The organism is Rhizobium sp. 01T417, from assembly GCF_056398905.1.
Map to the genome: position 1 here is coordinate 243,604 of NZ_JBFTQH010000003.1, position 26,429 is coordinate 270,032.

General features: G+C 60.3%; 27 protein-coding genes and 1 tRNA gene. 17 read left to right on the top strand and 11 right to left on the bottom strand.

The window, feature by feature from the left end:
• Positions 1-102: 102 nt before the first annotated feature.
• Positions 103-810 carry a pyrimidine 5'-nucleotidase gene (locus tag AC1DPR_RS05035; RefSeq protein WP_018857711.1) on the bottom strand — a complete coding sequence of 236 codons (708 nt, stop codon included), beginning with the start codon at positions 808-810 and terminating at the stop codon, positions 103-105.
• A gap of 101 nt (positions 811-911) precedes the next feature.
• On the opposite strand from AC1DPR_RS05035, the gene AC1DPR_RS05040 reads away from it, so the two are divergent.
• Together AC1DPR_RS05040 and AC1DPR_RS05045 are read left to right on the top strand one after the other, a co-directional pair.
• The gene (locus AC1DPR_RS05040) at positions 912-1,991 is read left to right on the top strand and encodes a trifunctional transcriptional activator/DNA repair protein Ada/methylated-DNA--[protein]-cysteine S-methyltransferase (protein ID WP_113470574.1); all 1,080 of its coding nucleotides are present in this window, start codon (positions 912-914) and stop codon (positions 1,989-1,991) included.
• Positions 1,988-2,761, top strand: coding sequence for an isocitrate lyase/PEP mutase family protein (locus AC1DPR_RS05045; RefSeq protein ID WP_113470575.1), 774 nt, complete (start codon positions 1,988-1,990; stop codon positions 2,759-2,761). The genes AC1DPR_RS05040 and AC1DPR_RS05045 overlap by 4 nt, the downstream gene beginning before the upstream one ends.
• A gap of 33 nt (positions 2,762-2,794) precedes the next feature.
• On the opposite strand, the gene argB is transcribed toward AC1DPR_RS05045, so the two are convergent.
• Positions 2,795-3,682 (bottom strand): acetylglutamate kinase, encoded by an 888-nt coding sequence (argB, locus tag AC1DPR_RS05050; protein ID WP_018857708.1) that lies wholly within the window; start codon positions 3,680-3,682, stop codon positions 2,795-2,797.
• A gap of 134 nt (positions 3,683-3,816) precedes the next feature.
• On the opposite strand from argB, the gene AC1DPR_RS05055 reads away from it, so the two are divergent.
• The 3 genes from AC1DPR_RS05055 (at position 3,817) to AC1DPR_RS05065 (ending at position 5,754) form a co-directional block, all read left to right on the top strand.
• Positions 3,817-4,356 carry a sigma-70 family RNA polymerase sigma factor gene (locus AC1DPR_RS05055; protein ID WP_112823941.1) on the top strand — a complete coding sequence of 180 codons (540 nt, stop codon included), beginning with the start codon at positions 3,817-3,819 and terminating at the stop codon, positions 4,354-4,356.
• Complete coding sequence (locus tag AC1DPR_RS05060) at positions 4,353-5,072, top strand: anti-sigma factor domain-containing protein (RefSeq protein WP_113470576.1); 720 nt, start codon at positions 4,353-4,355, stop codon at positions 5,070-5,072. Before AC1DPR_RS05055 ends, AC1DPR_RS05060 begins: the two co-directional genes overlap by 4 nt.
• Positions 5,073-5,196: 124 nt before the next feature.
• Positions 5,197-5,754, top strand: coding sequence for a fasciclin domain-containing protein (locus tag AC1DPR_RS05065; protein WP_112665797.1), 558 nt, complete (start codon positions 5,197-5,199; stop codon positions 5,752-5,754).
• A gap of 52 nt (positions 5,755-5,806) precedes the next feature.
• Here AC1DPR_RS05065 and yihA read toward each other — a convergent pair whose 3' ends face one another.
• From yihA to rpmH, 4 genes are all read right to left on the bottom strand, one after another.
• A complete protein-coding gene (yihA, locus tag AC1DPR_RS05070) occupies positions 5,807-6,466 on the bottom strand; it encodes a ribosome biogenesis GTP-binding protein YihA/YsxC (RefSeq protein ID WP_018857704.1) in 660 nt (219 codons plus the stop codon).
• A 126-nt stretch (positions 6,467-6,592) separates the two neighbouring features.
• The gene (gene yidC, locus AC1DPR_RS05075; RefSeq protein ID WP_113470618.1) at positions 6,593-8,389 is read right to left on the bottom strand and encodes a membrane protein insertase YidC; all 1,797 of its coding nucleotides are present in this window, start codon (positions 8,387-8,389) and stop codon (positions 6,593-6,595) included.
• Complete coding sequence (gene rnpA, locus AC1DPR_RS05080) at positions 8,389-8,790, bottom strand: ribonuclease P protein component (protein WP_007802014.1); 402 nt, start codon at positions 8,788-8,790, stop codon at positions 8,389-8,391. Before rnpA ends, yidC begins: the two co-directional genes overlap by 1 nt.
• A gap of 21 nt (positions 8,791-8,811) precedes the next feature.
• Positions 8,812-8,946 carry a 50S ribosomal protein L34 gene (gene rpmH / locus AC1DPR_RS05085; protein WP_016552555.1) on the bottom strand — a complete coding sequence of 45 codons (135 nt, stop codon included), beginning with the start codon at positions 8,944-8,946 and terminating at the stop codon, positions 8,812-8,814.
• Between the two features lie 447 nt (positions 8,947-9,393).
• On the opposite strand from rpmH, the gene AC1DPR_RS05090 reads away from it, so the two are divergent.
• The 3 genes from AC1DPR_RS05090 (at position 9,394) to AC1DPR_RS05100 (ending at position 13,273) form a co-directional block, all read left to right on the top strand.
• Positions 9,394-11,394: a methyl-accepting chemotaxis protein gene (locus AC1DPR_RS05090; RefSeq protein ID WP_477815820.1), complete on the top strand. Its 2,001-nt coding sequence runs from the start codon at positions 9,394-9,396 to the stop codon at positions 11,392-11,394.
• 156 nt (positions 11,395-11,550) lie between these two features.
• Entirely contained in the window at positions 11,551-13,074 is a 1,524-nt protein-coding gene (locus AC1DPR_RS05095) for an ATP-binding protein (RefSeq protein ID WP_025658753.1), read from the top strand.
• Between the two features lie 122 nt (positions 13,075-13,196).
• Positions 13,197-13,273 (top strand) — tRNA-Arg (locus AC1DPR_RS05100).
• A gap of 173 nt (positions 13,274-13,446) precedes the next feature.
• Here the strand turns inward: AC1DPR_RS05100 and AC1DPR_RS05105 are convergent.
• From AC1DPR_RS05105 to AC1DPR_RS05115, 3 genes are all read right to left on the bottom strand, one after another.
• Positions 13,447-14,640: a succinylglutamate desuccinylase/aspartoacylase family protein gene (locus tag AC1DPR_RS05105; protein WP_477815821.1), complete on the bottom strand. Its 1,194-nt coding sequence runs from the start codon at positions 14,638-14,640 to the stop codon at positions 13,447-13,449.
• 520 nt (positions 14,641-15,160) lie between these two features.
• Positions 15,161-15,631 carry an aminoacyl-tRNA deacylase gene (locus AC1DPR_RS05110; RefSeq protein ID WP_113470619.1) on the bottom strand — a complete coding sequence of 157 codons (471 nt, stop codon included), beginning with the start codon at positions 15,629-15,631 and terminating at the stop codon, positions 15,161-15,163.
• A gap of 175 nt (positions 15,632-15,806) precedes the next feature.
• Positions 15,807-16,379: a cysteine hydrolase family protein gene (locus AC1DPR_RS05115; RefSeq protein ID WP_018857698.1), complete on the bottom strand. Its 573-nt coding sequence runs from the start codon at positions 16,377-16,379 to the stop codon at positions 15,807-15,809.
• 118 nt (positions 16,380-16,497) lie between these two features.
• Between AC1DPR_RS05115 and AC1DPR_RS05120 the strand changes: the two genes are divergently transcribed.
• From AC1DPR_RS05120 to AC1DPR_RS05135, 4 genes are all read left to right on the top strand, one after another.
• On the top strand, positions 16,498-17,484 hold the full coding sequence (locus AC1DPR_RS05120) for a GlxA family transcriptional regulator (protein ID WP_018857697.1): 987 nt from the start codon (positions 16,498-16,500) through the stop codon (positions 17,482-17,484).
• A 101-nt stretch (positions 17,485-17,585) separates the two neighbouring features.
• Entirely contained in the window at positions 17,586-17,909 is a 324-nt protein-coding gene (locus tag AC1DPR_RS05125; protein WP_026371834.1) for a hypothetical protein, read from the top strand.
• A gap of 197 nt (positions 17,910-18,106) precedes the next feature.
• The gene (locus tag AC1DPR_RS05130; protein ID WP_018857695.1) at positions 18,107-18,475 is read left to right on the top strand and encodes a hypothetical protein; all 369 of its coding nucleotides are present in this window, start codon (positions 18,107-18,109) and stop codon (positions 18,473-18,475) included.
• Between the two features lie 760 nt (positions 18,476-19,235).
• Positions 19,236-20,273 (top strand): 4-hydroxyproline epimerase, encoded by a 1,038-nt coding sequence (locus AC1DPR_RS05135; protein WP_018857694.1) that lies wholly within the window; start codon positions 19,236-19,238, stop codon positions 20,271-20,273.
• A 3-nt stretch (positions 20,274-20,276) separates the two neighbouring features.
• On the opposite strand, the gene AC1DPR_RS05140 is transcribed toward AC1DPR_RS05135, so the two are convergent.
• Together AC1DPR_RS05140 and AC1DPR_RS05145 are read right to left on the bottom strand one after the other, a co-directional pair.
• The gene (locus tag AC1DPR_RS05140; protein WP_113470579.1) at positions 20,277-20,759 is read right to left on the bottom strand and encodes an RbsD/FucU domain-containing protein; all 483 of its coding nucleotides are present in this window, start codon (positions 20,757-20,759) and stop codon (positions 20,277-20,279) included.
• Positions 20,743-21,990: an ROK family transcriptional regulator gene (locus tag AC1DPR_RS05145; protein WP_113470580.1), complete on the bottom strand. Its 1,248-nt coding sequence runs from the start codon at positions 21,988-21,990 to the stop codon at positions 20,743-20,745. Before AC1DPR_RS05145 ends, AC1DPR_RS05140 begins: the two co-directional genes overlap by 17 nt.
• Before the next feature lie 233 nt (positions 21,991-22,223).
• On the opposite strand from AC1DPR_RS05145, the gene AC1DPR_RS05150 reads away from it, so the two are divergent.
• From AC1DPR_RS05150 to AC1DPR_RS05170, 5 genes are all read left to right on the top strand, one after another.
• Positions 22,224-23,249, top strand: coding sequence for a sugar ABC transporter substrate-binding protein (locus tag AC1DPR_RS05150; protein WP_018857691.1), 1,026 nt, complete (start codon positions 22,224-22,226; stop codon positions 23,247-23,249).
• A gap of 152 nt (positions 23,250-23,401) precedes the next feature.
• On the top strand, positions 23,402-24,466 hold the full coding sequence (locus AC1DPR_RS05155) for an ABC transporter permease (protein WP_018857690.1): 1,065 nt from the start codon (positions 23,402-23,404) through the stop codon (positions 24,464-24,466).
• 1 nt (position 24,467) lies between these two features.
• Positions 24,468-25,250: an ATP-binding cassette domain-containing protein gene (locus tag AC1DPR_RS05160; protein WP_018857689.1), complete on the top strand. Its 783-nt coding sequence runs from the start codon at positions 24,468-24,470 to the stop codon at positions 25,248-25,250.
• Complete coding sequence (locus tag AC1DPR_RS05165) at positions 25,247-25,873, top strand: nucleoside triphosphate hydrolase (RefSeq protein ID WP_018857688.1); 627 nt, start codon at positions 25,247-25,249, stop codon at positions 25,871-25,873. The genes AC1DPR_RS05160 and AC1DPR_RS05165 overlap by 4 nt, the downstream gene beginning before the upstream one ends.
• Before the next feature lie 117 nt (positions 25,874-25,990).
• A complete protein-coding gene (locus AC1DPR_RS05170; protein WP_018857687.1) occupies positions 25,991-26,341 on the top strand; it encodes a DUF805 domain-containing protein in 351 nt (116 codons plus the stop codon).
• Positions 26,342-26,429 lie beyond the last annotated feature (88 nt).

Genomic DNA, 26,429 nt, shown 5'->3' on the forward strand with positions numbered 1-26,429 from the left:
CCTTTCAATATGCAATCGCAATCGGATTACAGATGAGAGGGTAGGGCTGGTGTGGCAAAACGCCCAATTAAAGATCGGTAAGCTGGATAAAACTTTCGTAACCTAACCGGTAATCTTCGCAAGAAAATCAGTGAGATCGTCGGTCACGAAGTCGATATGATCGTCCTCGCCGCTGGTCTTTTCCCACCATTCGACAACCGTGTCTTCGAGATTGTTTGGCACCAGCAACACTGTCTGCATGCCAAGGGTCTTTGGAACCTTGAGATTGCGCGGCAGGTCTTCGAACATCGCCGCCTTGCCGGTCTCCACCCGCTTCAACGCTGCGAACTTGTCGTAGGTCGCCTGCGCCGGCTTCGGCACGAAGTCCGCCGCCACGATGTCGAAGATGTCGTCGAAATGCTCGAGGATGCCCAGCGCGCCCGCCGCCATCTCGGCATGCTTGACACTTCCATTGGTGAAGATGAATTTCCGACCCGGCAGGGCCTTGATGGCCGCGCCCAGTTCGGGCTGCGCCGTCAGGCTGGAGTAATCGATCGCATGTGCCTTCTCTAGGAAGTCGTTCGGATCGATGCCGTGGTGGATCATCAGTCCCTGCAGCGTCGTGCCATGATCGAGATAGTATTGCTTCTGCAGCTTGCGGGCTTCGTCCCGCTCCATCTGCAGCAAAGTCGAGACGTAGGCCGTCATGTTCTTGTCGATCTGCGCGAACAGGTTGACGTGATGCGGGTAGAGCGTGTTGTCGAGGTCGAAAACCCACTCGGTCACATGCGAGAAGTCCGCCTTGGTCGGCGTGCGATCTATCTTGGTCATGGGGGCGTTATGGCACGGCTTGCCGCGCAAGGAAATCGGCAAGAAAAAATAGACGCCCGATTTGCGGCGGACGCAGCCGGCAAGGGATGTTAGAACGCCTCATGCTCTTCGATCTGCCCAATGACGATGCGCTCTACGACGCGCTGATTACCCGAAGCCCTGCCTATGAGGGCCGCGCTTACGTTTGCGTCAAGACAACCAGCATTTTCTGCCGGCTGACCTGCCCGGCTCGCAAGCCGAAGCGAGAAAATACCCTCTTCTACGATTCCATCGCCACCTGCATGCGATCCGGATTTCGGCCGTGCCAGCGGTGCCGGCCATTGGAAGAGGCGGGCAGGGAGCCGATCGTTGACGAACTCCTCGAGGCACTCGACAACAATCCGGCAGCGCGATGGACGGAGGACGATCTTATCGCGCGCGGCTACGACCCCTCGACCGTGCGGCGGGCTTTCAAGCGATCAACAGGCGTGACGTTCCTCGATATCGCCCGCTATCGCCGTCTTGGCGAGGCGGCGAAGCAACTGGCGAATGGCGCTCGTGTCATCGATGCTCAGATTGAGGCTGGGTATGAGTCCGGCAGCGGCTTTCGCGCCGCATTCCAGCGGCTGATCGGCAAGGCGCCTGTCATGTCGCAGAAGCGTGATCTCCTGTTTGCCGATTGGTTCGAAACGCCTCTCGGGCCCATGGTGGCGGTCGCGGACCAGACACATCTGCATCTCCTTGAATTCCACGACCGCAAGGCGCTGCCGGCCGAACTGGATAAGCTGCAGCGCAAGACGCGCTCCTCGGTTGCGGCCGGCCGCACACCTGCGATCGATCAGATCGATACTGAGGTGAAGGACTATTTCGATGGCCGGTCTGCTACGTTCCGGACGCCGCTTGCGCTGGGCTTCGGCACAGCCTTCGAACGTCAGGTCTGGTCGAAGCTGATGGAGATACCCGTCGGCGAGACACGCGCTTATGGTGATATTGCGCGTGACATGGAGAACCCGCAGATGGTGCGGGCCGTCGGGCGCGCCAATGGCGCGAACCAGATGGCAATCGTCATCCCGTGCCATCGCCTGATTGGCGCCGACGGATCTCTGACCGGCTACGGCGGCGGGCTCTGGCGCAAGCAATGGCTTTTGCGGCACGAAGATGAGATGAAGACCAAGGGATTGTTTGTGGAGGAGATCCAATGAATCAGGCCGAGAAGGCAAAGGCATTCGGTGCGCTGCATCAGAAGGGCAACCCTGTCGTCCTTTACAACATATGGGACGCCGGAACGGCGAAGGCCGTGACCGAGGCCGGCGCCAAGGCTCTTGCGACGGGAAGCTGGTCAGTCGCCGCCGCGCAGGGTTATGGGGATGGTGAAAAGATTCCGCTCGAAGCGCTGGTTGCCACCACGCGGTCGATCACCACGGTGAATGACCTGCCGCTCTCGGTCGATTTCGAGGGCGCCTATTCGACGGAACCGGCCGGTGCCGCCGCCAATGTCGAAAAGCTGATCGACGCCGGCGCCATCGGCATCAATTTCGAAGATCAGGAGGTCGGCGGTGAAGGCTTGCACCCGGTTGAGAAGCAGGCCGCCCGCATCCGCGCCATTCGCGAGATGGCGGATCGCCGTGGCATTACCTTCTTCATCAACGCCCGCACCGATCTGTTTCTGCGCGAAGGTGATCTCTCAAAGCACGCAGGACTGGTCGATGCAGCGATCGAGCGTGGCAAGGCTTACGCCGCTGCCGGTGCCAACGGCTTCTTCGTGCCTTGGCTAATCGATGAGGGCCTGATCGAGAAAATCTCAACCGCCTCGGACTTGCCGGTCAACATCATGATGCGACCGGGCGCTCCCGATGTTAAGACGCTGGCGAGGCTTGGCGTCAGCCGCGTCAGCTATGGGCCAGGACCCTATCGGATGATGATGGAGAAGCTGAAAGAGGCAGCCACGGCGGTCTATGCCGCCGCAGGCTAAAGCACAACTCCCGGAAAAGCGCAGAGCCGCGGCTCAGGGAACGATCAGCGTTCCCGCGCCGTGCTCGGTGAAGATCTCGAGCAGCACGGAATGCGCGGTCTTGCCGTTCAGGATGACGACACCCTGGACGCCGGCCTTGATCGCATCGATGCAGGTCTCGACCTTCGGGATCATGCCGCCGGAGATCGTGCCGTCGGCGATCAGCGCGTGCGCCTGGGCAACGGACAGTTCCTTGATCAGATTGCCCTGCTTGTCGAGAACACCGGGGACGTCCGTCAGGAAGAGCAGACGGGTTGCACTCAGCGCCCCGGCGATCGCGCCGGCAAAAGTGTCGGCGTTGATGTTGTAGGTTGCGCCGTCGCGGCCGGGCGCGACCGGTGCGATGACCGGGATCATCTCGGAGCGGGCAAGCAGATCAAGCAGCGTGCGGTCGACTTCGACCACCTCGCCGACGAAGCCGAGGTCGAGCACGCGCTCGATGTTCGAGTCCGGATCCTTGACCTTCTTCTGCGCCTTTTCGGCAAAGACCATGTTGCCGTCCTTGCCGCAAAGGCCGATCGCCCATTCGCCCGTCTGGTTGATGAGCGCGACGATCTCCTTGTTGATCGAGCCGGCGAGAACCATTTCGACGATCTCGACCGTCTTGGCGTCGGTGACGCGCAGGCCGCCCTCGAACTTCGATTCGATGCCCATCTTCGTCAGCATCGCGCCGATCTGCGGGCCGCCGCCGTGGACGACAATCGGATTGACGCCCGACTGCTTCAGCAGCGCGATGTCGCTCGCGAAGGCCTTGCCCAGCTCGGGATTGCCCATGGCATGGCCGCCGTACTTCACGACGATCGTCTTGTTTTCGTAACGCTGCATGAAGGGCAGGGCCTGCGCTAGGAGGCGTGCCTGGGTTTCGCTTTCGGACTGGTTCATGGGATACCCCGTGGAATTGATCGCGGCCTTTTATCTCAAGTTTTTGACAGATGGAATAATCCAGAGGCCAATAGTTTGCCGTATGTGCTGGCAACCGCGCTCGAGAAGATCGGCGCTTTGGCTAGAGGCATGGGATGACCAGCGACGAAATCGCACATTTGATAAGCCTCGTTGCGATCGGGGACCGCAAGGCATTCGCTGTGCTCTATCGCGAGACGAGCCCGAAACTCCTTTCCATCTGCCTGCGTATCTTGAGAGACAGAACGGACGCCGAGGAGGCGACCCAGGAGGTCTACGTCAAGATCTGGCAACGCGCCGGCGTTTTCGCTGCCGGATCGGGGGCACCGTCTTCCTGGCTCGCTGCAATTGCGCGTAACCAGGCAATCGACATCATGCGCGCGCGCAAGCCAATCGCCGACGAACTGGACAGTGCATACGACCTCGCGGATGACGATCCTTCGCCCGAGATACAGACTGTGATCAAGGATGAGGGAAGGCGGATTGACACCTGCATGGAAGAGTTGGAAGCTGATCGGGCAACGGCGGTGAAGAAAGCTTATGTCGAAGGGCAGAGCTATCAGGAACTGGCCGATCAGTTTGGCGTCCCCTTGAACACGATGCGCACATGGCTGCGTCGCAGCCTCTTGAAACTGAGAGAGTGCATGGAACGATGACATCGCCGGATCAGAGCAAGGGAGGCCGCTCCCGCGACGAGGTACTCGCCGGTGAGTATGTTCTTGGTGTTCTTTCCTTCAAGGATCGGCGGGTTGTGGAAGAGCGGATGCGCCGCGACAGGCAGTTCGCAGCCATCGTCAGCCGCTGGGAGACCAACCTTTCCGCTTTCAACGACGATTACGACGTCGTCAGCCCCGGTCAGGAAACGTTCAAGCAGATCGAAGCACGTTTGTTCGGTGAGGCGGAAGCTGTCGCGGTGCCGTCGCGCGGTCTATGGAGCTCTATCGTTTTCTGGCGTTGTCTTGCGCTCGTCTCGCTGCTGATCACGGCGGGTGCACTGACAATCGCGACCGTCGCGGTCACGCCGCCTCAAACACCGGCACCGCTCGTCGCCGAGCTGACCGCTGCCAACAGCCAGGTCAACCTGCTCGCCTCCTATGAGCGGCAGAGCGGAAGGCTGAGGATCGTGCCCGTAGCTATTGGCAAGCCGCAGGAGAAGTCACTGGAGCTTTGGCTCGTTCCGGCAACCGGCACACCAAGGTCGCTTGGCGTGTTTCCTTCGGATCAGACCGGCGAGCTGGTCATACCGGTTGATATGCGCGGCAACATAGGCGAGGGCGCGTCCCTTGCCGTCAGCCTCGAGCCCTTTGGCGGCTCTCCGACAGGCCAGGCCACGGGCCCGATCGTGGCGAGCGGCACGACGCACCGCCGCTAACACTTTTCGGCACACCTGCGTTCGCGCTGAAACTCTTCCTGCGAGCCTTCCGTAGCTCCTCATGTCCGCAAGGGAATGCCGGCATTCGGCCGGTCTCATAAGCGGATGCTAGAGGAGAACCGTCATGATGAAGTCCACCCTGCGCTTGAGTGCGCTTGCCGTTGCCGTTTCCACATTTGCTTTCGTCGCTGAGGCCAAGAATCCGATTGTTGGTGGTGCTGCGATGTATCCGACGAAAGACATCGTGCAGAATGCGATGAACTCGAAGGATCACACGACGCTGGTTGCTGCCGTCAAGGCTGCCGGTCTCGTGTCGACACTGGAAAGCAAGGGACCCTTCACCGTATTCGCTCCCACCAATCAGGCCTTTGCCGAATTGCCCGCCGGCACGGTCGACACGCTGCTGAAGCCTGAAAACAAGGCAACGCTGACCAAGGTTCTGACTTGCCATGTCGTCGCGGCCGATGCGATGGCCAGGACCGTTGCCAAGATGATCAAGGCCGACGGCGGCGAACACGACATCAAGACCGTCGGCGGCTGCGTGCTGAAGGCCAAGGAAAGCAGGGGCAAGATCACGATCACCGATGAAAACGGCGACGTCGCCCACGTCACGATAGCCGATGTGAAGCAATCCAACGGCGTCATTCACGTCGTTGACAAGGTTCTGCTGCCGAAGATGTAAATTAGTTCAGGCGGTCAATAGAAGGCGCCCCGTTCCACCGGGGCGTCTTCTTTCATTTCCAGTTGGCGATACCGACCGTTTGCGCGATTGCCTCGCGCAGGTCATCGAGACCCTCGCTCTTTTCCGAGGACGTGGCGATGATGGCCGGATAGGCGGCGGGCCGCTTCTTGATCTTTTCCGCGGTCTCCGCGAGCAACTTGGTCACAGCCGGTGGTTTGATCTTGTCGGTCTTGGTCAGAACGATCTGGTATGAGACGGCAGCCTTATCCAGTAGATCCAGCACCTCATCGTCGTTCTTCTTCACTCCGTGGCGGCTGTCGATCAACACGTAGACGCGCTTCAACGTCGCGCGGCCGCGCAGGTAATCGAAGACGAGCTTCGTCCAGGCGTCGACCTGGTCTTTCGGCGCCTGCGCGTAGCCGTAGCCCGGCATGTCGACCAGAGCCATCGGCGGAAGGTCGCCGCTTTCGCCCGAATAGCCTTCCGGCACGAAGTAGTTGAGCTCCTGCGTCCGGCCTGGCGTATTGGAGGTGCGCGCCAGCCCCTTGTGACTGACGAGCGCGTTGATCAAAGAAGACTTGCCAACGTTCGAACGGCCGGCAAAAGCCACTTCCAGCGGTCCTTCCGGCGGCAGGAATTTCAGGGAGGGAACACCGCGGATAAAGGTCCAGGGGCGCCCGAACAGCGGCTTGTCGTTCTTATTGTCGGTCATTCGGCCTTTTCCAGCAAAATCCAGTGTGCCTATGGCATTCAGGTTCCAGGCGATTTTGTCAACCGCACAGTCGTCGGACACCGCGGCGGGGTACAAATGAAAAGCCCCGCCGGAGCGGGGCTTTCGTCATTTCTCTGTCGGAGCCGGCTTTCGTTTGAAGAGCCCCTTCAGATTGTCGAAGAGCTCGATCTTCACGCCATGGCGGCGCATGATCACGCCCTGCTGGATGACCGAAAGCGTGTTGTTCCAGGCCCAGTAGATGACCAGGCCAGCCGGGAAGCTTGCCAGCATGAAGGTGAAGACCAGCGGCATCCAGTTGAAGATCATCGCCTGTGTCGGATCCGGCGGGGTCGGGTTCATGCGCATCTGCAGGAACATCGTCACACCCATGATCAGCGGCCAGACGCCGAGATGCAGGAAGGTCGGAGCGGCAAACGGCAACAGGCCGAAAAGGTTGATGAACGAGGTCGGATCGGGCGCCGAAAGGTCCTGGATCCAGCCGAAGAACGGCGCGTGGCGCATCTCGATGGTGATGTAGATCACCTTGTAGAGCGAGAAGAAGATCGGGATCTGCAGCGCGATCGGCCAGCAACCGGCGATCGGATTGATCTTCTCTTCCTTGTAGAGCGCCATCGTCGCCTGTTGCAGGCCCATGCGGTCGTCGCCGAACTTAGCCTTCAGCTCTTCCATCTTCGGCTGAACACGCTTCATGTTCGCCATCGAAGCGTACTGCTTGCTGGCGAGCGGGAAGAACAGCGCCTTGACGACGATGGTGGTCAGCAGGATCGCGACGCCGAAGTTGCCGAAGTAATGGAAGAAGAAGTCCATCAGCCTGAACATCGGCTTGGTCAGGAAGTAGAACCAGCCCCAGTCGATCAGGCGATCGAAGCGAGGGATCTGATACGTATCCTTGTAGTTGTCGATGACAGGAACGACCTTGGCGCCGGCAAAAATCAGGTTCTTGAGCTCAGTCGACTGTCCGGGCGCGACGGTGACCGCATTCTGCTTGTAGTCCGCCTGGAAACGCGGTTGTCCGTCCGTGAAGTGGCTGAAGCGGGCGTCGAAGGGGGTCTGCTGAGGCGGGATGAGCGTCGCTGCCCAATATTTGTCGGTGATCCCGAGCCAGCCCCCGGTTGCGTTCGCCATATTGACGGCTTCTTTTTCAACGGCGGTATACTTGCTTTCGACAAGTCCATCTTCGCCGATAACACCGATGAAACCTTCATGCAGAACATAGGTGGAGGCGACAGCCGGCTTGTTGTAGCGCGTGATGCGCCCGTAGCCGGAAAGTGCGACCGGAGCCTGACCGGAATTGGTGATCTTGTCCGTGACCGTGAACATGTAGTTCTCGTCAACGGAAATGGTGCGCGCGAAGGTGACGCCCCTGTCATTGGTGTAAGTAAGCGTGACCGGGGTCTTTTCGGTCAGCTTTGCGTCAGCCGGCGCTGTCCACACCGTCGAGGGACCCGGCACGCTGCCGGTCGCGTCGCCACCGATATAGCCGAGTTCGGCAAAGTACCCGTCCTTCGTTTCGGAGGGGCTGAGCAGGGTGATGATCGGGCTGCTGTCGTCGACTGTCTCGTGGTAGCGCTTGAGCCGGAGGTCGTCCAGACGGGCGCCGACAAGGTTGATCGAACCGGAAAGTGCCTGCGTATCGATCGTGATGCGCGGGTTCTTCGCAAGAGCATCTGCAATCGACGCCACCGCCGGAACCTGGTCGGTGGGAGCCGCCCCGTTCGGCTGCGCCGTCGTTGCGCCGCCGGGCGCAGGCGTCTGCACTTGCTCGGTGTGTTGCTGTGCCTTCTGGGCAAGCTCCGCCTTGCGCTGAGCCTCGATGCGCGGATTCATATAGAGGAACTGCCAGCCGAGAACGATCAGCACTGAGAGAGCGATCGCAATGAAATAATTGCGGTTGTTTTGCATCATACGTTCCTGGGGCGGCCGTCTCCGGACCGCTTGTGTTTCGGCTTGGTCTCGACGCGAGTTTTGAGCTCTGCGGCTAATTCTTTGAAGGATGCTTTCAGCACGTCCCTTCGCGCGACAACCACATAGTCGTGTCCGGGCTGCATTGCAAACCCTGCATGAAGTCGCACCGCTTCTTTCAGGCGCCGCCGCATGCGGTTTCGTTCGACCGCGTTGCCGTGTTTCTTGGTGACGGTGAAGCCGACGCGGGCTTCGGTCTCCGGCTCCTTCCGGTCGAGCACCTCAAGCAGGAAGAAACCGCCTTTTCGTTTTTCGCCCTGGCGGACAGCAAGAAACTGCGGGCGGCTTTTCAGCCGCCCGGCAGTCATTTTCTTGTTATTGGTCGTCAATTCGCCCGCCATCTCTTATCGGGCAATTCGGCCTTAGGCCGAAAGACGCTTGCGACCGCGTGCGCGGCGAGCAACGATGACCTTACGGCCGCCCTTGGTGGCCATACGTGCACGGAAACCGTGGCGGCGCTTGCGGACAAGCTTGGATGGTTGGTAGGTACGCTTCATTTATTTAAACACCGCGGAGTGCGGCCCTTCTTGAATTTGCATATTGCAAGGAGCGTTGTTTTTCGAACGGGCGAGGCTAACGAAAGCCTTATATGACCGGACGTGCGGCGGCTTATACGGATGAAGGGCCCCAAAGTCAATTATCGCCGGGAATTTCCGAGTTTGCGCCCGGAGTACAAGATTTAGTGAAGCGCATTAATCATTGTGACAAGCAGTGAGCCATGCGCTGGCGTAATATTTTTCTCAAGTTTCAACTACAGCACGCATCCTGCCCAGCGTCTAACGCTTCTGCGCGCAAAAAGCGAAGCGGCGGCGATTAAGTACGGGTAATTTTTTGTAGTGCTGCAGCCAAACACCCGAAATCTAACGTTAATTTATTTGGGCCAATTTTAGCTATCGGCCGGAATGCTTTCCCGGCTTGTCATCAGTCTTTGGGGGGCTTTTCCTTTGAAAATTCGAGGTAAGATCAATCTGCTTGTTTCCGCCATGTGTGGCGTTGCATTGCTGATCGGGGCGACGGCGCTTTGGGCCGTGCATCAATACGATACTAATCTGTCGGCTTACGAAGACGCATCTGATCGCGCCTACGCCGGTGAGCGCCTTAACCGTTTTGTGACGGCGACGGTCATGGAAGCACGCGGAATTTACAGTGCGCCCACGACGAAGGAGGCCGCTACCTTCGCCAAGGGACTGCTTGCGAACCTCGACCAGATCGACAATGTGATCGCCTCCTGGACCCCGCTCGTTCCCGAAAGTCAGAAGGGTGCCTTTGCCAAGCTGGTTGAACGTGCCAAGGAATTCCGGACATTCCGCACCGAAACAGCGCGTCTCGGCACGGAAGTGAGTCCGCAGGCTGCCAGCGAGCAAGGCAACAACGATGCCAACCGCGCCAACCGCAAAGCCTTCCAGGCCGAAATCGACGCTGTCGTGGCCACCGACAAGGCGACTCTGGACGCTGTCAATGCTCTCGTCGAAAGCTCGCGCACCTCAATCTTGTGGCTCGTGATCGCGATCAGTGTTGTCGGCGTCACGGCTGGTATCGGCATGGGCTTCTACATCGGCACGATCCAGCTTAGCCGTCCAATCAACAAGGTTACCCAGGCGATCAAGGAAGTGGCTGACGGCAATTTTGATGCCGACGTGCCGTTTGCCGGCCGTCAGGATGAAATCGGTGAGATGGCTGCGGCCGTTGCCGTCTTCAAGGAAAACGGTCTCGCCGTCCGCCGCATGAACGCGCAGGAGGCCGCCATGCGTGCCAAGAGCGACGATCTGCAGTCCAGCATGTCCGTGGTCGTGGCTTCCGCAGTTGCCGGCGACTTCAGCCGCCGCATCGAAAAGGACTATGGTGACGAGAACCTCAACCAGTTCGCCACCAACATCAACCAGCTGCTCTCGAGTATCGATGCCGGTGTCGGCGAAACACGCCGCGTAATTGCAAGCCTGGCGGAAGGCGACCTGACGCAGACGATGCGCGGCAGCTTCCACGGCGCCTTCGCCGAACTGCAGCAGAACGTCAACAGCACCTTCGCCACCCTTCAAACGACCATACGCGAAGTCCGCGAAACGGCAGAAGGCTTCCACGGAAACACCAACGAGCTGCGCGCCGCAAGCGACGACCTCTCCAAGCGCACCGAGCAGCAGGCAGCGGCTCTCGAGGAAACCTCGGCAGCCCTCGATGAGATCACGGCCGTGGTCAACAATTCGACAGAGCGCGCGCAGGAGGCCAGCGTCATGGTGTCCGAGGCCAAGGACGATGCCGGCAAATCGGGCGTTGTCGTCCGCAATGCCGTCGACGCCATGGGCCGCATCGAGCAGGCCTCGCGCGAAATCAGCCAGATCATCAACGTCATCGACGAGATCGCCTTCCAGACGAACCTGCTCGCCCTCAATGCCGGTGTCGAAGCCGCGCGTGCCGGCGAGGCGGGCAAGGGCTTTGCCGTCGTCGCCCAGGAGGTCCGCGAACTGGCGCAGCGCTCGGCAACTGCCGCAAAGGACATCAAGGGCCTGATCACCAAGTCGGGGGACGAAGTCCAGGTCGGCGTGAAGCTCGTTCAGGCCACCGGCGAGGCGCTGTCCCAGATCGAAAGCCGCGTCAACGCGATCAACGACCATATTCACTCGATCGCGACTGCCGCGAAGGAGCAGTCGACCGGCCTCAAGGAGGTCAACACGGCCATCAACCAGATGGACCAGGTGACGCAACAGAACGCCGCCATGGTCGAGGAAACCTCCGCGGCAACGCACAAGCTCTCCGGCGAAGCCGACGGCCTCGTCCGCCTCATCTCGCGCTTCAAGGTTTCGAACGTGCCGGCCGCGGCTCCTGTCGCCGTTGCGCGCCAACAGGAGCATCGTCCGGTGGCCTCACCAGCGCGCCGCGCCATGGGGACCGTCGCACGCGCATTCGCCGGCAATGCCGCCGTCGCCGAGCAGAATTGGGAAGAGTTCTGATCAGCCCTCTTCCTCTTTCGACCGATCGGAAACGCCGCCTCGGGGCGGCGTTTCCTTTTGTCGCAAGCGGCGTTGCTCTCAAAGATTTGAAAGCGGACCGCCATCGGCTAATATAGAAGTCGCGAAGGGCGCTTGGCGCCGAGCGGACGAAAGACGATGCAAGCCAACGATCAAGGCGAGAATCTTCCCCAGAGCGGTGCTGCAGGGAACGAGACCAACAGGGCGGAGCACCGCCCGTCCGGAAAGTTCGGCGGGCTTTCCGGCAAGCTGCTGTGGCTGACGGTTGTCTGCATCATGCTGGCCGAGGTTCTGATCTTCTTCCCCTCGGTTGCCAGTATGCGTCTGCGCTGGCTGGATGAGCGGTTGAACGCCGCGGCCGCGGCCGCGATCGTTATCGATGGCCTGCAGCCGGTGGAGTTGCCGCGCGCCTTACAGAAGGAAACTTTGGAGGCGACCGGCACCAAGGCGATCGTCTTGCGGAAAGAGGGCACCTCGCGTCTGCTTGCGACGACGGATATGCCGACCTCCGTTGACGAACAGTATGATCTGACCGACGTGCCGCCGATGATCGCGATCCGCGATGCGCTCGATACGATGATTTTCGGCGGCAATCGCATGATCCGCGTCTATGGCCCGGTGCAGGACACGAATACCGGCGTGGAAGTGCTGATGAAGGACAAGCACCTCCGCAATGCGATGCTGGTCTATTCCCGCAACGTCTTTCTGTTGTCCATTCTGATTTCGATGTTCACCGCGACACTGGTTTTCTTCGCGATCAACCGGATCCTGATCCGGCCGATTCGCAAGCTGACGGGCAGCATGCAGCAATTCTCCTCCGATCCGGAAAATCCGCAGAACGTCTTTGTCGGCGATGGCGGGCGCGATGAGCTTGCGGTTGCCGGCCGACACCTGACCTCGATGCAGATGGAGCTGCAGAAGACGCTGAAGCAGCAGAAGAACCTTGCTGCCCTGGGGCTTGCCGTCTCCAAGATCAATCACGACATGCGCAACATCCTGGCCTCGGCGCAGCTGATGTCGGACCGCCTCGTGGACGTCGACGATCCTATGGTGAAGGCCTTCGCGCCAAAGCTGCTGCGCACGATCGACCGCGCTGTCGGCTATACGACCGAGGTCCTGTCCTATGGCCAGGCAAGCGAGGCCGCTCCGCGCAGGCGCCGCGTCCGGCTTTTCGACCTGACACAGGACGTCAAGGACATGCTCGCGGTCGATGCCCAGAGCGACATTGAATTCGTCGAACAGATGGCGCCCGACCTTGAGGTCGATGCAGACAGCGAGCAACTGTTCCGGGTTATCCACAATCTCTGCCGCAACGCCGTGCAGGCGTTGAGCGTGCCTGGCGCGGGGCGGGGACCGGATGGCATCAAGCGAATCACGGTTTCGGCCCAACGTGTCGGCAGCGTCGTCAGCATCATAGTCGACGACACTGGCCCCGGCATGCCGCAGAAAGCCAGACAGAATCTCTTCGCAGCCTTCCGCGGCTCAGCCCGCTCCGGCGGCACGGGCCTCGGCCTGGTAATCGCCCGCGAACTGGTGCTGGCCCACGGCGGCACGATCGCTCTTGTGGAAAAACCCTCGGTCGGAACGCAGTTCCGCATCGAAATTCCGGACCGCCCGGTATCCCTGGACGATTATCGCGGCCGAGCACTCCAAGAAAAGTGATGCATTTTTCGCATTTCAGCTCTGCACCACCAAAGTCGCGATTTTTTCAGAATGCCTATTGCAATCCCTCAAAGGACCCTTTAGAGAACCGCCCACGCAAGCGGTTTGACCGCTTCCGGCACGCACCCGTAGCTCAGCTGGATAGAGCACCAGACTACGAATCTGGGGGTCAGGAGTTCGAATCTCTTCGGGTGCGCCATTCCCATCATTAAGACGAAAATGCTGTGAAGCTGCGGCTTTGTTTCGACGAGAGCCTCTGCGTCTCGCCGTGTGGCAGCTAGCAAGGTGGACACGCCAAACCCTTGGCGTGCGCGCAAGAGCGTCGCAAATGCTTGTCCTGCGAAGACGAGCAAGGATCGCCTACACGGTGAACTATTCGGGATAGACCTCGGAGCCTTCAGGCGTTGGCTTGTTGAAAAGGATGAATACCAAGGGGTTGCCGGGCTCGGACATTGCATCGCTGCGTTGACCCGTTATCTCGCCAGCCACACCGCTTGTATACTCCGCAACTACCTCGCCGAAGCTGTTGCGCTGTATGGCCACCTTTTGCCCGGCTTCGACCTTGTCGTTCAGCTTGACCAGATGCTCGACGATCCCGCCCGCGGTGGCAAGAATCGGGAAGGCGCTGTTTCCGACGAAGACACTCACGTCCTTGCCTGTGCGTCCCATCGACCCGGCGACGATGCCGTAATGCTTGAGGACATTCATCGTGCCTTCCACGAACAGAGAGATCATGTCGAGGTCCAGCACCCGCGCAGCGCCGATCTCCGGCGTAAAGGCCGGAATTCCCACGTCGATGAACGCGTTATGCAGGACACCGGGATAGACATGGTTGTCGAAGATCTGGYCGACCGGATAGAGCTCCAGCATTGCCTTGACCTCGGGCAGATCCATGCCGCCAATATTAAACGCTGTCACTTCGAATCCGGTTGTTCCGGTGTGGAAGTCAATCGCGAAGTCGGCGTTCGGCCGCAGCAGCCGGTTGAACAGGAGCCCGGCGTGCCGGCTGGCCGCGGTGGCGCCGTTCTCATTCCCGGGCCACTCCCTGTTCATGTCGATCAGATCAATGCCTCTGCCCTGATTGGGCCATCTGCGCTGCATGCTTTCGACGGCTGGGCGGGACACGTCCGTGACCGCCATCACCGTGCCCGACATTTCCGCCGGATCGAGCTGGTTCATCACCGTCTGGACTGTATGGATAGAACTCATTTCGTCGCCATGCACACCACTGACAAGGATGGCGCGCTTACCTGGCTTTGTTCCCTTGGCGACCACCACAGAGACATGCCAGTGCTGTCCGGTGGGCATTTCAACGCCCTGAAAATAGAGGGCATGCTTCTTGCCGGGCTCCAGGTCGTTGACGTCAAGCGCGCTGACGACTTTCTTCCCGTCGATGACGTCGCCGGTGTAGGCTGTTCCTGATGACTGATTGGTAGAGGGTGCCGCTGCTTGCTGGGCATTTGCAGCGCCAGCGTTGACGGCAAGGGCGGCGGATGCGCCGACCGTCGCGATGGATGCTACCAGGAAATGGCGGCGATCGAAGCCTTCTTTAGATTCGTCCGGCATGATGGAAGCCCTTTGTGGTTTGAAAAGTTACATTAGAACAACGGCATACACATCGACTGCAAAGGTCGCGCACGATTTCAAACTAGGGTGCGCTGCTGAACTCGCAAGGTTTGCGGGGCTCGCGATCTTGCGGCTTCACTCGGCAAGATCCGAAAGTAAGATGAAGCGGGCATGCTTGGACATCGACAGCGATAACAATCACGTGCCAGTTCTCAGTTTCACCTCGCCCGATGCTGCGTTCATGTCCCTCGAGTGCTACAGGCAACGTACTCACAAGATGTCGGATCCGATCCCGGCCAGTAGTCCTGGTGTGGCTCGCAATTTTGTCATGGGGAGGGTGTCGAGACGCTGCAGATCAAAGGGAATCGGATCGAAGGGCGCCACATTCCAAAATCGGTCACGCCCACAGTGCTCGCTGATCGGGCAAGCCTGCCTACGGCGAAATGTTGCCTTCTTGGCATGCGTCAAGCGCATTGCCTTGCCAGAGCAATCGAATCGCGAACGGTTCTTTAACCCGACCTTACGGCCGGTGACTGAAGCGGGCGATTTGCGCGTCCCTCATCAGGTTCCGGAAGCTGGGGCCGCTCATATGCACCAGCGTCGTGTGGTCGCCGCCCTCGAAATAGATGTCACTGGCATCGCCGAGGCTTTCGTCGAGGATCACAGGTACGTTGTAGGCCGATCCGATCGGTGGGACAGCGCCAATGTCGCAGTCGGCGAAGAGCGAGCAAACCTCATCTTCCGAGGCGAGGCCGAGGCGCCTGTCCATGACATCTTGCAACGTGCTGAGCTCGATCCGGTGCGTGCTGGGAACGACGGCCAGGACGTAGCCCATCTCGTGATGCACGACGACGGATTTCGCCAGCCGGCTGCCCGGAACATGCGCGGCTTGCGCCGATTGGCTGGTTGTCGCTGTGCGATGATGCGGGACGGTATCATAGGCGATACCCTCACCGTCGATATAATCCTGAAGTTTCCTTGCGATCGTCATCGTGGGCACCCCTTATATTGCGTGGGGAGGCATAACAGGCATTCTCCTCTCATCATCTGTGAAGTCAACGGCGAACGGGACCAGTCGGTCCGTTGGTCGCCGCCACAGGACGATGGCGGTCATCTGGGCTCTTCAGTGGTCAGCCCGCGTCGCAGGCGCGCCCGATGCCGCCTGCCTAAGCAGAGGCTCTCAATTCGCCGCGCATGGCGAGTGCCTCGTTGGTCGAGAGCACGGAGGCGTAGGCGAAGGCGAGTGCCGCCATGAAGGCCGCATGCGCTTGCGCGGCAGGGACGAGCGTGCCGTTGAATTCGAGGTCGCGCGTTGCGCAAGCGTCATGGATGACCATCACCCGATAGCCGAAATCGTTGGCGGCCCGCGTCACGGCGTCGATGCACATGTGGCTCATGCTGCCGACGACCGTGACGTCCTCGATACCATGGCGGTCGAGTGTCGCTTTCAGATCCGTTTCACGGAACGAGTTGATATGGTTCTTGACGATGACGGACTCGCCGGGTCGGTTCAGCACCTTCGGATGAATCTGGGCGCCCTCTGAGCCGGCCATGAAAAAGGCGGCATTCTCGCTCGCCGACTCATGTCTGACGTGAACGACAAGATCGCCTGCATCTCGAGCAGCCGCGATGATCCGCGCCGCATTGTCGGCAGCCGCCTCGGCACCGCTCAACGGCCATTTGCCGTCCGGAAAATAGTCGTTCTGAATGTCGACGACGATGAGGGCTCGCTTGCTCATGTGCTTGTGTCCTTTCGGTTCTTCCGGGGGCGATCCCCGGCCGGTGATGGACAAACTAAGTCTGAATCGGCATGGTGTGGATTGGCGAAATTGACATTATCGAGGCAAAAACTGACAAATGAGCCAAACCGACGCGCCGGCCGAGATCGGCATCCTGCTTTATCCGAACGTCCAACTCGCAGCCGTCCACGGTCTGACCGATCTCTTCCACCTGGCCAATCGGTTCGCAACTGCCCGGCAGCCGTCAGGAGGCCCCGCCCTGCGCGTCAGCCATTGGCAAGGGGCAGAAACCTCGGCAGCGGTCGAGCGCGTCTTCGATACGGCGCCCGGCACTCCCGGATCGCCGGCCGTGCTCATCCTGCCGCCGAGCTTCGGCGACCCGATGACGTCAGAGCAAGCCGCTCCGCTGGCGCAATGGCTTCGTGCGCGGCATGCCGAGGGAACGACGCTGAGTTCCGTCTGCGTCGGCGCCTTCCTTCTTGCTGAAACGGGCCTTCTGGCGAACCGTTTGGCGACGACCCACTGGGTCTGCGCGGACGCGCTGGCTCAGCGCTTTCCCGAGGTGAGGGTCGACGCCGACAAGCTTATCATCGACGATGGCGACGTGATTACCGCGGGCGGCCTGATGGCCTGGACCGATCTCGGCCTCAAACTCGTCGACAGATTGTTGGGATCGACGATCATGCTCGAGACCGCGCGCTATCTTCTCGTCGATCCGCCGGGCAGGGAGCAGCGCTACTACAGCAATTTCTCGCCGCGTCTCAATCATGGCGACGAGCAGATCCTCAAGGTGCAGCACTGGCTGCACGCGAGTGGTGCGCGCCAAGTGACGCTTGCGGCGATGTCGGAGCGTGCCCGCCTGGAGGAGCGCACGTTCCTGCGTCGTTTCCGCAGGGCGACCGGCCTTCGCCCGACTGAGTATTGCCAGCATCTGCGGATCGGCAAGGCGCGCGAAATGCTGGAGTTTTCCAACCGCACGGTCGAGCAGATTGCGGGTGCGGCCGGCTACGAGGATCCGGGCGCGTTCCGAAAGGTGTTCCACAAGATCACGGGGCTATCGCCCGGAGACTACCGCAACCGCTTCGGATTGACCGGGCGGGCATGAAGGCTGCTGCAGAGCTGACGCGCTAGCTTGGCGCAATATTGCGACGCCACGGTGAACTTGGCGCTGCGTGCAGCGGTTCGTGGCGCATGGCCGGAGGGAATATGTTGAGGGGTATGGGGCGAGCGTTTGCGTTGTGCGTGGTGGTTGCGGCGCTTGCCGGTTGCGTCGACGCCAATGCGCCGACCCTCGTGCCCGTGGCCACGCCTTTCGATCCACCGCTCAATCCGCCGGGCATCGCGCATCACATCTGCGCCGCCGATGGCAATTTCATGTATCGCGAGGCGAAGAAGCAATACGAACTGCGCGTCGGAATGGCCGGCGCTCCGATCGATCCGGCCCAAGAGGAAGCGAATGCGACCGCTGCCGCGCACCGGCAGTATGTCGCGTGCCTGTCGAGCCAGGGATACCGAATCGCAAATAGATGAGTTTGCGGGCCTGCTGAGTTCCGAGGCCGGATCGCTTGATCCGCCATGCCACGATCGAGTGCGCGCTGTAAAGAATCAGGACCCACACATCACGCGCAGTCGCTGCCGATCACGAATGCAGGAACCCGCGTGTGATGGCGGAACTTTGCTACGGTAGAACGCATTTTTCTAAGGTAAATCCAGAAGGAGGATTTATCATGAAAATGTTCAGCTTCGCTTCCACTCTCTCGGCCGGAACTCTTCTCGCGCTGGCATCAATCACTCCCGTCGAGGCGGCACCTGTGCAGCAGGTTCCTCTCCCAAGTGCCTCGAACGTTGAGATGGTGCAGTACAATCAGCGGGCAGGTCACTTGAACGGCTATCGTGGCTCGCGCACCGAGCGCCCCGGCACCCGCCGCGGTCCGGATGGCTACTGGTATCCGCTGGCAGCCTTCGGTGTCGAGGGCGGTACGACCGGCTCGATCGGCACTCAACCGGCACGGCCGATGCAGCGGCAAACCTACTGTCAGAACACATTTGGCGGCACCAATGGCGATGGCAGCATGCCATGCGATAACGGCTATTGATGGGGTTGAGCCGAGGGAAAGGCGAGACGAATTCTCGCCTTTCCGTCATCTTCTTCCTTCAACCTTTGGTGATGTTTTTCTGTGCTTGCGGGGTCTCCGGGCCAACCAGGAGATCTGCGGTGCCCCGAGATCGTTTCGGGACGGCGTTACCCGATTGCCGTCTCTCGCCGCCGCAGGCACAACCTCACGGCCGACGTTGTTTAAGAAAAATTGATCAGTCGATCAAATATGCCGCAAAAAGAGGCTGCAAGATTGGTGGAGCTATGCGGGCATTGCAATGCTGCATTGCGGTAATCTCCCTATTCCTGATCGAAACAATGGGCTATCTATTACCTCGAAGGCAGCGCACTCCTCCTCCCAGCGCTCCTTCATCGGACTGACAACACTCCTCCTCCCAGTTGTCAGTCAGGATCAAGAGCCCGGTGCACCTCCTCCCGCACCGGGCTCTTTTCTTTTTCGGTCCTTCCTGCAAATCATCAGCGCTGTGCCGGCCCAGTTTTTCGGAGCTGCGGTACGCTGGCTTAATGCCGTCAGCCGCAGTGTCGCCTGGAAGTTTTTCACCGGCGAAGATTCCCCGTAGGCAATCGACTGCGATCTGATATATCAGAACTGGCTGCAACGACACTCACACGCCTGCGGATAGGCGAGATCTGAACCAAGCTCATCGGCGAAATGCTGGATTGCTGCCGGAGGGTGTCGACAATATTGCCGGACAATATTCGCGTGATGGCGAGATCACGCGCTTGAGAGGAGTTGACGAATGAGATGGAAGCGCACGATCCAGCTTCTGGATGTCCACGCGGAAGGTGAAATCGGCAAGGTCGCGATCGGCGGTGTGCCGAAGATCCCCGGCAATACGGTCGCCGAACAGCTGAACTGGCTGAACACCGATCCGAAGGGCCAGGAACTGCGCCGCTTTCTCTGCCTCGAGCCGCGCGGCGCGCCGATCGGCTCCGTCAATCTGCTGTTGCCGCCGAAGCATCCGGCTGCCGATGCGGCCTTCATCATCCTGCAGCCTGACCAGGCGCATGCAAGCTCGGGCTCGAACTCGATCTGCGTCACCACTGCATTGCTGGAATCCGGCATCGTCGAGATGAAGGAGCCGGAAACCATCGTCACGCTGGAGACGGCCGCGGGCCTCGTCAAGGCGACGGCGACCTGCCGCGACGGGCGCTGCGAGAAGGTCAAGCTCACCATGGTTCCGTCCTTCGTGCATGAGCTCGACGTGGACGTCGACACCCCGCACTGGGGCAAGATCAAGGTCGATATCTGCTACGGCGGCATCTTCTACGCGCTGGTCGATGTCGGACAGATCAACCTGACGATCGAGAAGGGCAATGCCGCGGCACTCGTGCAGGCCGGCATGGTGCTGAAGGAGCTGATCAACCGCAGCATCGAGGTTGTCCATCCGGAAATTCCAGCGATCTCGGGCGTTGCCTACGTCATGTTCCGCGACCTCGAGGCGGACGGCACCGTTCGTACCTGCACGACCATGTGGCCGGGGCGCGCCGACCGCTCGCCCTGCGGCACGGGCAATTCCGCCAACCTCGCAGCACGCCATGCGCGTGGCGAGGCAAAGGTCGGCGACATCTTCAAGTCGCGCTCGATCATTGGTTCGGAGTTCGAGGTCGGTCTGCTGGCGGAAACCGAAGTCGCCGGCCGTGCCGCGATCATTCCGACGATCGCCGGGCGTGGCTTTACCTTTGGTCTTTCGCAGGTCGCGCTCGATCCCTTCGATCCGCATCCGGGTGGCTTTGCCCTAACTGATGTCTGGGGGCCATTGGCAGGGGAAATCTGACGCTCAATAGGTAAAGGGGTCGACCTCTGCCTTTTCAACGGCGTGGTCGCCCGCCTGCTCTGGGTAGATGACGCCCTTCCGCAGGATGACGTTGGCGTAAAGTCGCGGTTCGCTTGTTTGGATGACGGCGTGAGCGGCCCGAACGCGATTGTAGAAGTCAGCCCCGACCAGCGGCACGACCTGCCGGTGTGGCTCGTGGCGGGCGCAGCAATCGATTATCTCTTCATGAACAGGGTCGAGCTTGTCGCGCTCGGCCTTCACGGTCGACCGGAAAATCGCATCCGGAACGAAGTCGTCGATCGGCAGGACGCTGAGAACGGCATCGAGCACGGGTACGATACCGTGGCCATCGAGGCGGATCAGCCGCCTTGCATGTTCGACACCGGGATAGTTGCCGTCAACGATGGCGATTTCGTCCCCATGCCCCATGGTGCGTAAGGTCGAAAGCAAGTCCGGGCTCAGAAGCGGGTTAAGTCCCTTCAGCATATTCGACCTCTTTGAATAGAACGTTCTGGTCCGTAAGGTAGCGCGCGAAGATCGGCAGGCTGGCGCCGCCGATGGCGCGCGCATGAGCGCCGACCGCGCCTTCGATAATGTCCGGCATGACAACGCCCTGCAGATCGAGCATCGCTGCTTCATGGATCGTCGCTTGCACAATCCGTTCCCGTACCCATCCGGGAAAGCCACCGTCGATGACGGCCGCACTGAAGTCGATGATCGAGGCCGCGGCGACGATTGCCTGTGCGAGCGCTTTGGCGGTGTCCTGGATCCACGTCTCAAGAGGCTCACCGAAGTCGATCCAGTCGTCGGCCGAATACCAGAGCGGCTGCGGGTCAATGCCGCGCTCGCGCAGCATGTTCTCCAGCACGAAGATCGAGGCAACTTCGAGCAACTGCAGTGTTTCGCCGTTCTTGCCGCGAACGGGAAGGGGGCCGATGGCTCCGGCTGTGCCCGTGCGACCGGAAAAGATTGCCGAATTGAGAACGATACCGCCGCCGATGAAGGAGCCGATGAAGAAATAAACGAAATCGGGATAGGACGGCCCGATACCGAACACGAGTTCGGCGCCGCAGGCACTTGTCGCATCGTTCTGCAGGTAAACGGGGTAGGGCACGCGGGCGGCGATTTCTGCGTGGAGGTCGAAGTCGCGCCACACGTCCATCGCGCCTTTGGGCGATCCCACTTCTTCTTCCCAGTTCCAAAGCTCGAAGGGTGCTGCGATGCCGATGCCGGCAATGCGGCTGCGCTGCTGCTCGTCGAGCCGGCTTTCAAGCTCGCGGATGCCTGACGTAATGAAGTCCAGGAAAACCTCGGGCAGCGGATAGGCATAGGTTTGGTGAAGTTGCAGGCGGATATTGCCCACGAAATCCATCAGCACCAGGTCGGCGCTGCGTCGGCCCATCTTCACGCCGAACGAGTAAACGGCGTTGGCATTGAGGCGCATCGGGATCGAGGGTTGACCGACGCGCCCGCGCACCGGCTCGCCGCGAGAGAGCAGCCCTTCCTTCTCCAGTGCCCGCATGATGACCGACACCGTCTGTGCCGAAAGGCCGGTGCGGCGTGCGATATCCGCCTTCGACTGGGAGCCGTAAAGGCGCACCAGCGACAGCACAAGCCGCTCGTTATAGGCGCGGACCCTGATCTGGTTCGCGCCGCCCGCGGGACTCGATATAGGCGGTTGGGCCGGTGTGTGAACCGGACCGTCTAAAGACGACATTGGCCGCTCCTCCCGTCTCGTGGCCTATGCGCTATTTTTGCTCAGCATGCCATAGCGAATTAATAATTCAATTGGATTTATTTATTGACAAGGCGATTTCTTTCGCTCTTAATTACCCTCGTCAAACGGCACAGAACGGCTTGGAGGAGGCCCGTCGGCGAGACTGCAGCGTTCTCGTGCTCGTCAATTCCGGCACCGCCAGGGGGTGGGTCGGCTATTTCTGGGAGGATTAAATGAAGAAATCAGTGCTTTCCGCAGCGCTTGGCGCGCTCGCCCTCGGTGTCGCCTTCTCGGCGCCGGCAATGGCCGCGGATGTTTCCGCCTGCCTCATCACCAAGACCGACACCAACCCCTTCTTCGTCAAGATGAAGGAAGGCGCGACAGCAAAGGCAAAAGAACTCGGCGTGACGTTGAAGTCCTACGCCGGCAAGATCGACGGTGACAGCGAAAGCCAGGTTGCCGCGATCGAAAGCTGCATTGCCGACGGCGCGAAAGGTATCCTGATCACCGCATCCGACACGAAGGGCATTGTCCCGTCCGTCAAGAAGGCACGTGATGCGGGCCTCCTGGTGATCGCCCTCGACACGCCGCTCGATCCCGCCGATTCTGCCGACGCAACGTTCGCGACCGACAACCTGCTCGCCGGCAAGCTGATCGGCCAGTGGGCCAAGGAAACGCTTGGCGACAAGGCAAAGGATGCCAAGGTCGGCTTCCTCGATCTGACGCCGTCGCAGCCAACCGTCGACGTTCTGCGTGACCAGGGCTTCATGATGGGCTTTGGCATCGACACCAAGGATCCGAACAAGATCGGCGACGAGGACGATGCGCGCATCGTTGGCCACGACGTGACGAACGGCAACGAAGAAGGCGGCCGCAAGGCTATGGAAAACCTTCTGCAGAAGGATCCGAGCATCAACGTCATCCACACGATCAATGAGCCGGCTGCTGTCGGCGCCTATCAGGCCCTCAAGGCTGTCGGCATGGAAAAGAACGTGCTGATCGTTTCGGTTGATGGCGGTTGCCCGGGTGTCAAGTCCGTTAAGGACGGTGTCATCGGCGCCACCTCCCAGCAGTATCCGCTGCTGATGGCTTCGCTCGGCATCGAGGCGATCAAGAAGTTTGCGGACAGCGGTGAAAAGCCGAAGCCGACCGAAGGCAAGTCCTTCTTCGACACCGGCGTTTCGCTGGTGACCGACAAGCCGGTCTCAGGCCTCGAGTCGATCGACACGAAGGTCGGCACCGACAAGTGCTGGGGCTAAATCCCGCGATATAACTTACTGCCGGCCGGGGCTTGATCCCCGGTCGGTTTCGACCGACCATGGCTGCTGTCTCGGGAACCGGCAAACAAAGACCGGTGTGATATGGGGCAGGGCTTCCGCGCGCGGTTTGGCGCGAAAGCGGAGGAGGAACAATGACCGGAGCACAGGACTTCGAACGGGTGCTTGACGGCAGCGACAAGAATGTCGCGTCGTTCGAGCATCAAGCCGTACCATTTGTGAAGCGTGCGCAGCATTTCTTGCACTCGACACCGGCCGCTGTGCCGCTGATCGTGCTGGTGCTGTCGATCATCATTTTCGGCATCGCGATTGGCGGGCGGTTCTTTTCGTCCTACACGCTGACGCTCATTCTCCAGCAGATCGCCATCGTCGGTATCCTGGGGGCCGCGCAGACGCTGGTCATCCTGACCGCTGGCATCGATCTTTCGATCGGTGTGATCATGGTCATCTCGGCCGTCATCATGGGCAATTGTGCCATCACCTATGGCATCCCCACACCGATCGCCGTGCTGGCCGGCATGCTGGTAGGCGGCCTCTGCGGTCTCCTGAACGGTTTCCTCGTCGCGTTCATGAAACTGCCGCCGTTCATCGTGACGCTCGGTACGTGGAACATCGTGATGGCCACGAACTTCATCTATTCCGCCAACGAAACGATCCGCGACACCGATGTCGACGCGCAGGCGCCGTTGCTGCATTTCTTTGCGATCAGCTTCAGGCTCGGCAGTGCAGTCCTGACGCTCGGCGTCATTGCCATGGTGCTACTTGTCCTTGCGCTCTGGTACATCCTCAATCACACCGCCTGGGGCCGCCACGTCTATGCCGTCGGCGATGATCCGGAAGCGGCAAAGCTTTCAGGTATTCAGACCAAGAGCGTGCTGCTCACCGTCTACACCGTCTCTGGCATCATCGCCGCCTTCGCAGCCTGGGTCTCCATCGGCCGCAACGGCTCGATTTCTCCCTCGTCTGCGGTAACGGATTATAACCTGCAGGCCATCACGGCGACGGTGATCGGCGGTATCTCGCTCTTCGGCGGCCGCGGCTCAATCCTCGGAACACTCTTCGGCGCGATGATTGTCGGCGTCGTCTCTATGGGCCTCAACATGCTCGGCGCCGATCCGCAATGGAAGGTGTTGCTTACCGGCGTGCTTATCATCGCCGCGGTCGCAATCGACCAGTGGATCAGAAAGGTGTCGGTGTAATATGGCGAACGAACCTCTCCTCTCGGCACGCGGTCTGGTCAAGCGCTACGGACGCGTTACCGCACTCGATCATGCCGATTTCGATCTGTACCCCGGCGAGATCCTGGCAGTCATCGGCGACAACGGAGCCGGCAAGTCCTCGCTCATCAAGGCGATCTCGGGCGCCATCAGCCCCGATGAGGGCGAGATCACGCTGGAAGGCAAGCCTGTGCATTTCAAGTCTCCGATGGAGGCGCGCGATGCCGGCATCGAGACGGTCTACCAGAACCTCGCTCTATCGCCGGCGCTTTCGATCGCGGACAATATGTTCCTCGGCCGAGAGATTCGTCGGCCGGGCATCCTTGGCAGTTGGTTTCGCATGCTCGATCGCCCGGAGATGGAGAATCGCGCCCGCACCAAGCTTTCCGAGCTTGGCCTGATGACCATCCAGAATATCAACCAGGCCGTCGAAACGCTCTCGGGCGGTCAGCGGCAGGGTGTGGCGGTCGCGCGTGCTGCAGCCTTCGGTTCCAAGGTCGTCATCATGGACGAGCCGACGGCTGCCCTTGGCGTCAAGGAAAGCCGCAAGGTCTTGGAACTGATCCTGGACGTGCGCTCGCGCGGTCTGCCGATCGTGCTGATCTCGCACAACATGCCGCATGTCTTCGAGGTTGCCGACCGTATCCATATCCACCGGCTCGGTCGTCGCCTGACGGTCATCAATCCGAAGGAATACACGATGTCCGATGCGGTCGCCTTCATGACCGGCGCCAAAGCCGCTCCGACGGAGCCGGTTGCCGCATGAGTGCAACGATCGATGAAATCGCCGGCGAGGTCATCGATCGCGCCGGTGACACCAAGCGCTTCCTGATCGCCATCGCCGGCCCGCCCGGCGCTGGCAAGTCCACCATGGCGGACAACCTGGCCGACGCCCTGAAAGCCAGGGGCGAAACGGCCGAGGTCCTGCCGATGGATGGCTTCCACATGGACAATGCCATCCTCATTGAACGCGGTCTTCTGGCGCGCAAGGGTATCCCGGAAACCTTCGACGTCAGGGGCTTTCTCGATATCATCCGGGCCGTGCGTCCCGCCGACCAGGACGTGCTGATCCCTGTCTTTGACCGGTCCAGGGAAATCGCCATCGCCTCGGCGCGTGTGGTTTCGCCGGAGCATCGCTTCATTATCGTCGAGGGCAATTACCTGCTCTTCAGCCAGGGCAAATGGGCAGAGCTCGAAGGTATCTTCGACTACTCTGTCATGCTCGCCCCGCCGATCGAGGTGCTCGAGGAACGGCTGTGGGCGCGTTGGCGCGGCTACAAGCTGACAGAGGAAGAAGCGAGCGCCAAGGTTTACGGCAACGATTTGCCTAATGGTCGATTGATCCTTGGCAATCGCCGCAGGGCCGATGTGACGCTCGAGATCGCCTGACCTGTCTGGCGGTCTGGCTGAATGCCGGGACTTGCATCGCCTGATGGAATCGTTGCAGGCTCACCTTCATACAACTTTTGCGGTTTGGCACCCTGTGTGGACATGAAGGAAGAGCGCATGAGTTTCACGGAAGCAGTCTCATCAGTCTTCTCTAAATACGCGGTTTTCAGCGGCCGCGCCGGTCGCCCGGAATTTTGGTGGTTTGCGCTCTTCAACGTTATCGCCTCGGTGATTCTGGGCGCCGTCGACTATCTTCTCTTCGGCCGCGAAATACTCGGCGCCGTCTATGGGCTTGCCGTGCTGCTTCCGGGTCTCGGCGTGGCGGTCCGCCGCCTCCATGATATCGGCCGCTCCGGCTGGTGGATTCTCGTCGGCATCATTCCGCTGGTGGGCTGGATCGTTCTGCTCGTGTGGTATCTCACCCCCGGCACGCCCGGCTCCAACGAATATGGTGCAGCACCAGCCTGAGTGTCGCGGGCAAAGTGTTTGCCATGGCCCGCTTCGGGGTGATAATGCGCAGGGCTGAACCTTATAGGCCAGCCTCCGGAGTTCCAGC

What these genes read in the sequence shown, in the direction of transcription:
- AC1DPR_RS05095 (WP_025658753.1), top strand. Translation starts at nt 11,551, where the DNA reads ATGCAAGCCAACGATCAAGGCGAGAATCTTCCCCAGAGCGGTGCTGCA.
- rpmH (WP_016552555.1), bottom strand. Translation starts at nt 8,946, where the DNA reads ATGAAGCGTACCTACCAACCATCCAAGCTTGTCCGCAAGCGCCGCCAC.
- yidC (WP_113470618.1), bottom strand. Translation starts at nt 8,389, where the DNA reads ATGCAAAACAACCGCAATTATTTCATTGCGATCGCTCTCTCAGTGCTG.
- AC1DPR_RS05115 (WP_018857698.1), bottom strand. Translation starts at nt 16,379, where the DNA reads ATGAGCAAGCGAGCCCTCATCGTCGTCGACATTCAGAACGACTATTTT.
- AC1DPR_RS05155 (WP_018857690.1), top strand. Translation starts at nt 23,402, where the DNA reads ATGACCGGAGCACAGGACTTCGAACGGGTGCTTGACGGCAGCGACAAG.
- AC1DPR_RS05125 (WP_026371834.1), top strand. Translation starts at nt 17,586, where the DNA reads ATGTTGAGGGGTATGGGGCGAGCGTTTGCGTTGTGCGTGGTGGTTGCG.
- AC1DPR_RS05130 (WP_018857695.1), top strand. Translation starts at nt 18,107, where the DNA reads ATGAAAATGTTCAGCTTCGCTTCCACTCTCTCGGCCGGAACTCTTCTC.
- AC1DPR_RS05110 (WP_113470619.1), bottom strand. Translation starts at nt 15,631, where the DNA reads ATGACGATCGCAAGGAAACTTCAGGATTATATCGACGGTGAGGGTATC.
- yihA (WP_018857704.1), bottom strand. Translation starts at nt 6,466, where the DNA reads ATGACCGACAATAAGAACGACAAGCCGCTGTTCGGGCGCCCCTGGACC.
- AC1DPR_RS05145 (WP_113470580.1), bottom strand. Translation starts at nt 21,990, where the DNA reads ATGTCGTCTTTAGACGGTCCGGTTCACACACCGGCCCAACCGCCTATA.
- AC1DPR_RS05055 (WP_112823941.1), top strand. Translation starts at nt 3,817, where the DNA reads ATGACCAGCGACGAAATCGCACATTTGATAAGCCTCGTTGCGATCGGG.
- AC1DPR_RS05165 (WP_018857688.1), top strand. Translation starts at nt 25,247, where the DNA reads ATGAGTGCAACGATCGATGAAATCGCCGGCGAGGTCATCGATCGCGCC.
- AC1DPR_RS05060 (WP_113470576.1), top strand. Translation starts at nt 4,353, where the DNA reads ATGACATCGCCGGATCAGAGCAAGGGAGGCCGCTCCCGCGACGAGGTA.
- AC1DPR_RS05150 (WP_018857691.1), top strand. Translation starts at nt 22,224, where the DNA reads ATGAAGAAATCAGTGCTTTCCGCAGCGCTTGGCGCGCTCGCCCTCGGT.
- AC1DPR_RS05135 (WP_018857694.1), top strand. Translation starts at nt 19,236, where the DNA reads ATGAGATGGAAGCGCACGATCCAGCTTCTGGATGTCCACGCGGAAGGT.
- AC1DPR_RS05120 (WP_018857697.1), top strand. Translation starts at nt 16,498, where the DNA reads ATGAGCCAAACCGACGCGCCGGCCGAGATCGGCATCCTGCTTTATCCG.
- argB (WP_018857708.1), bottom strand. Translation starts at nt 3,682, where the DNA reads ATGAACCAGTCCGAAAGCGAAACCCAGGCACGCCTCCTAGCGCAGGCC.
- AC1DPR_RS05160 (WP_018857689.1), top strand. Translation starts at nt 24,468, where the DNA reads ATGGCGAACGAACCTCTCCTCTCGGCACGCGGTCTGGTCAAGCGCTAC.
- rnpA (WP_007802014.1), bottom strand. Translation starts at nt 8,790, where the DNA reads ATGGCGGGCGAATTGACGACCAATAACAAGAAAATGACTGCCGGGCGG.
- AC1DPR_RS05065 (WP_112665797.1), top strand. Translation starts at nt 5,197, where the DNA reads ATGATGAAGTCCACCCTGCGCTTGAGTGCGCTTGCCGTTGCCGTTTCC.
- AC1DPR_RS05140 (WP_113470579.1), bottom strand. Translation starts at nt 20,759, where the DNA reads ATGCTGAAGGGACTTAACCCGCTTCTGAGCCCGGACTTGCTTTCGACC.
- AC1DPR_RS05045 (WP_113470575.1), top strand. Translation starts at nt 1,988, where the DNA reads ATGAATCAGGCCGAGAAGGCAAAGGCATTCGGTGCGCTGCATCAGAAG.
- AC1DPR_RS05035 (WP_018857711.1), bottom strand. Translation starts at nt 810, where the DNA reads ATGACCAAGATAGATCGCACGCCGACCAAGGCGGACTTCTCGCATGTG.
- AC1DPR_RS05170 (WP_018857687.1), top strand. Translation starts at nt 25,991, where the DNA reads ATGAGTTTCACGGAAGCAGTCTCATCAGTCTTCTCTAAATACGCGGTT.
- AC1DPR_RS05040 (WP_113470574.1), top strand. Translation starts at nt 912, where the DNA reads ATGCTCTTCGATCTGCCCAATGACGATGCGCTCTACGACGCGCTGATT.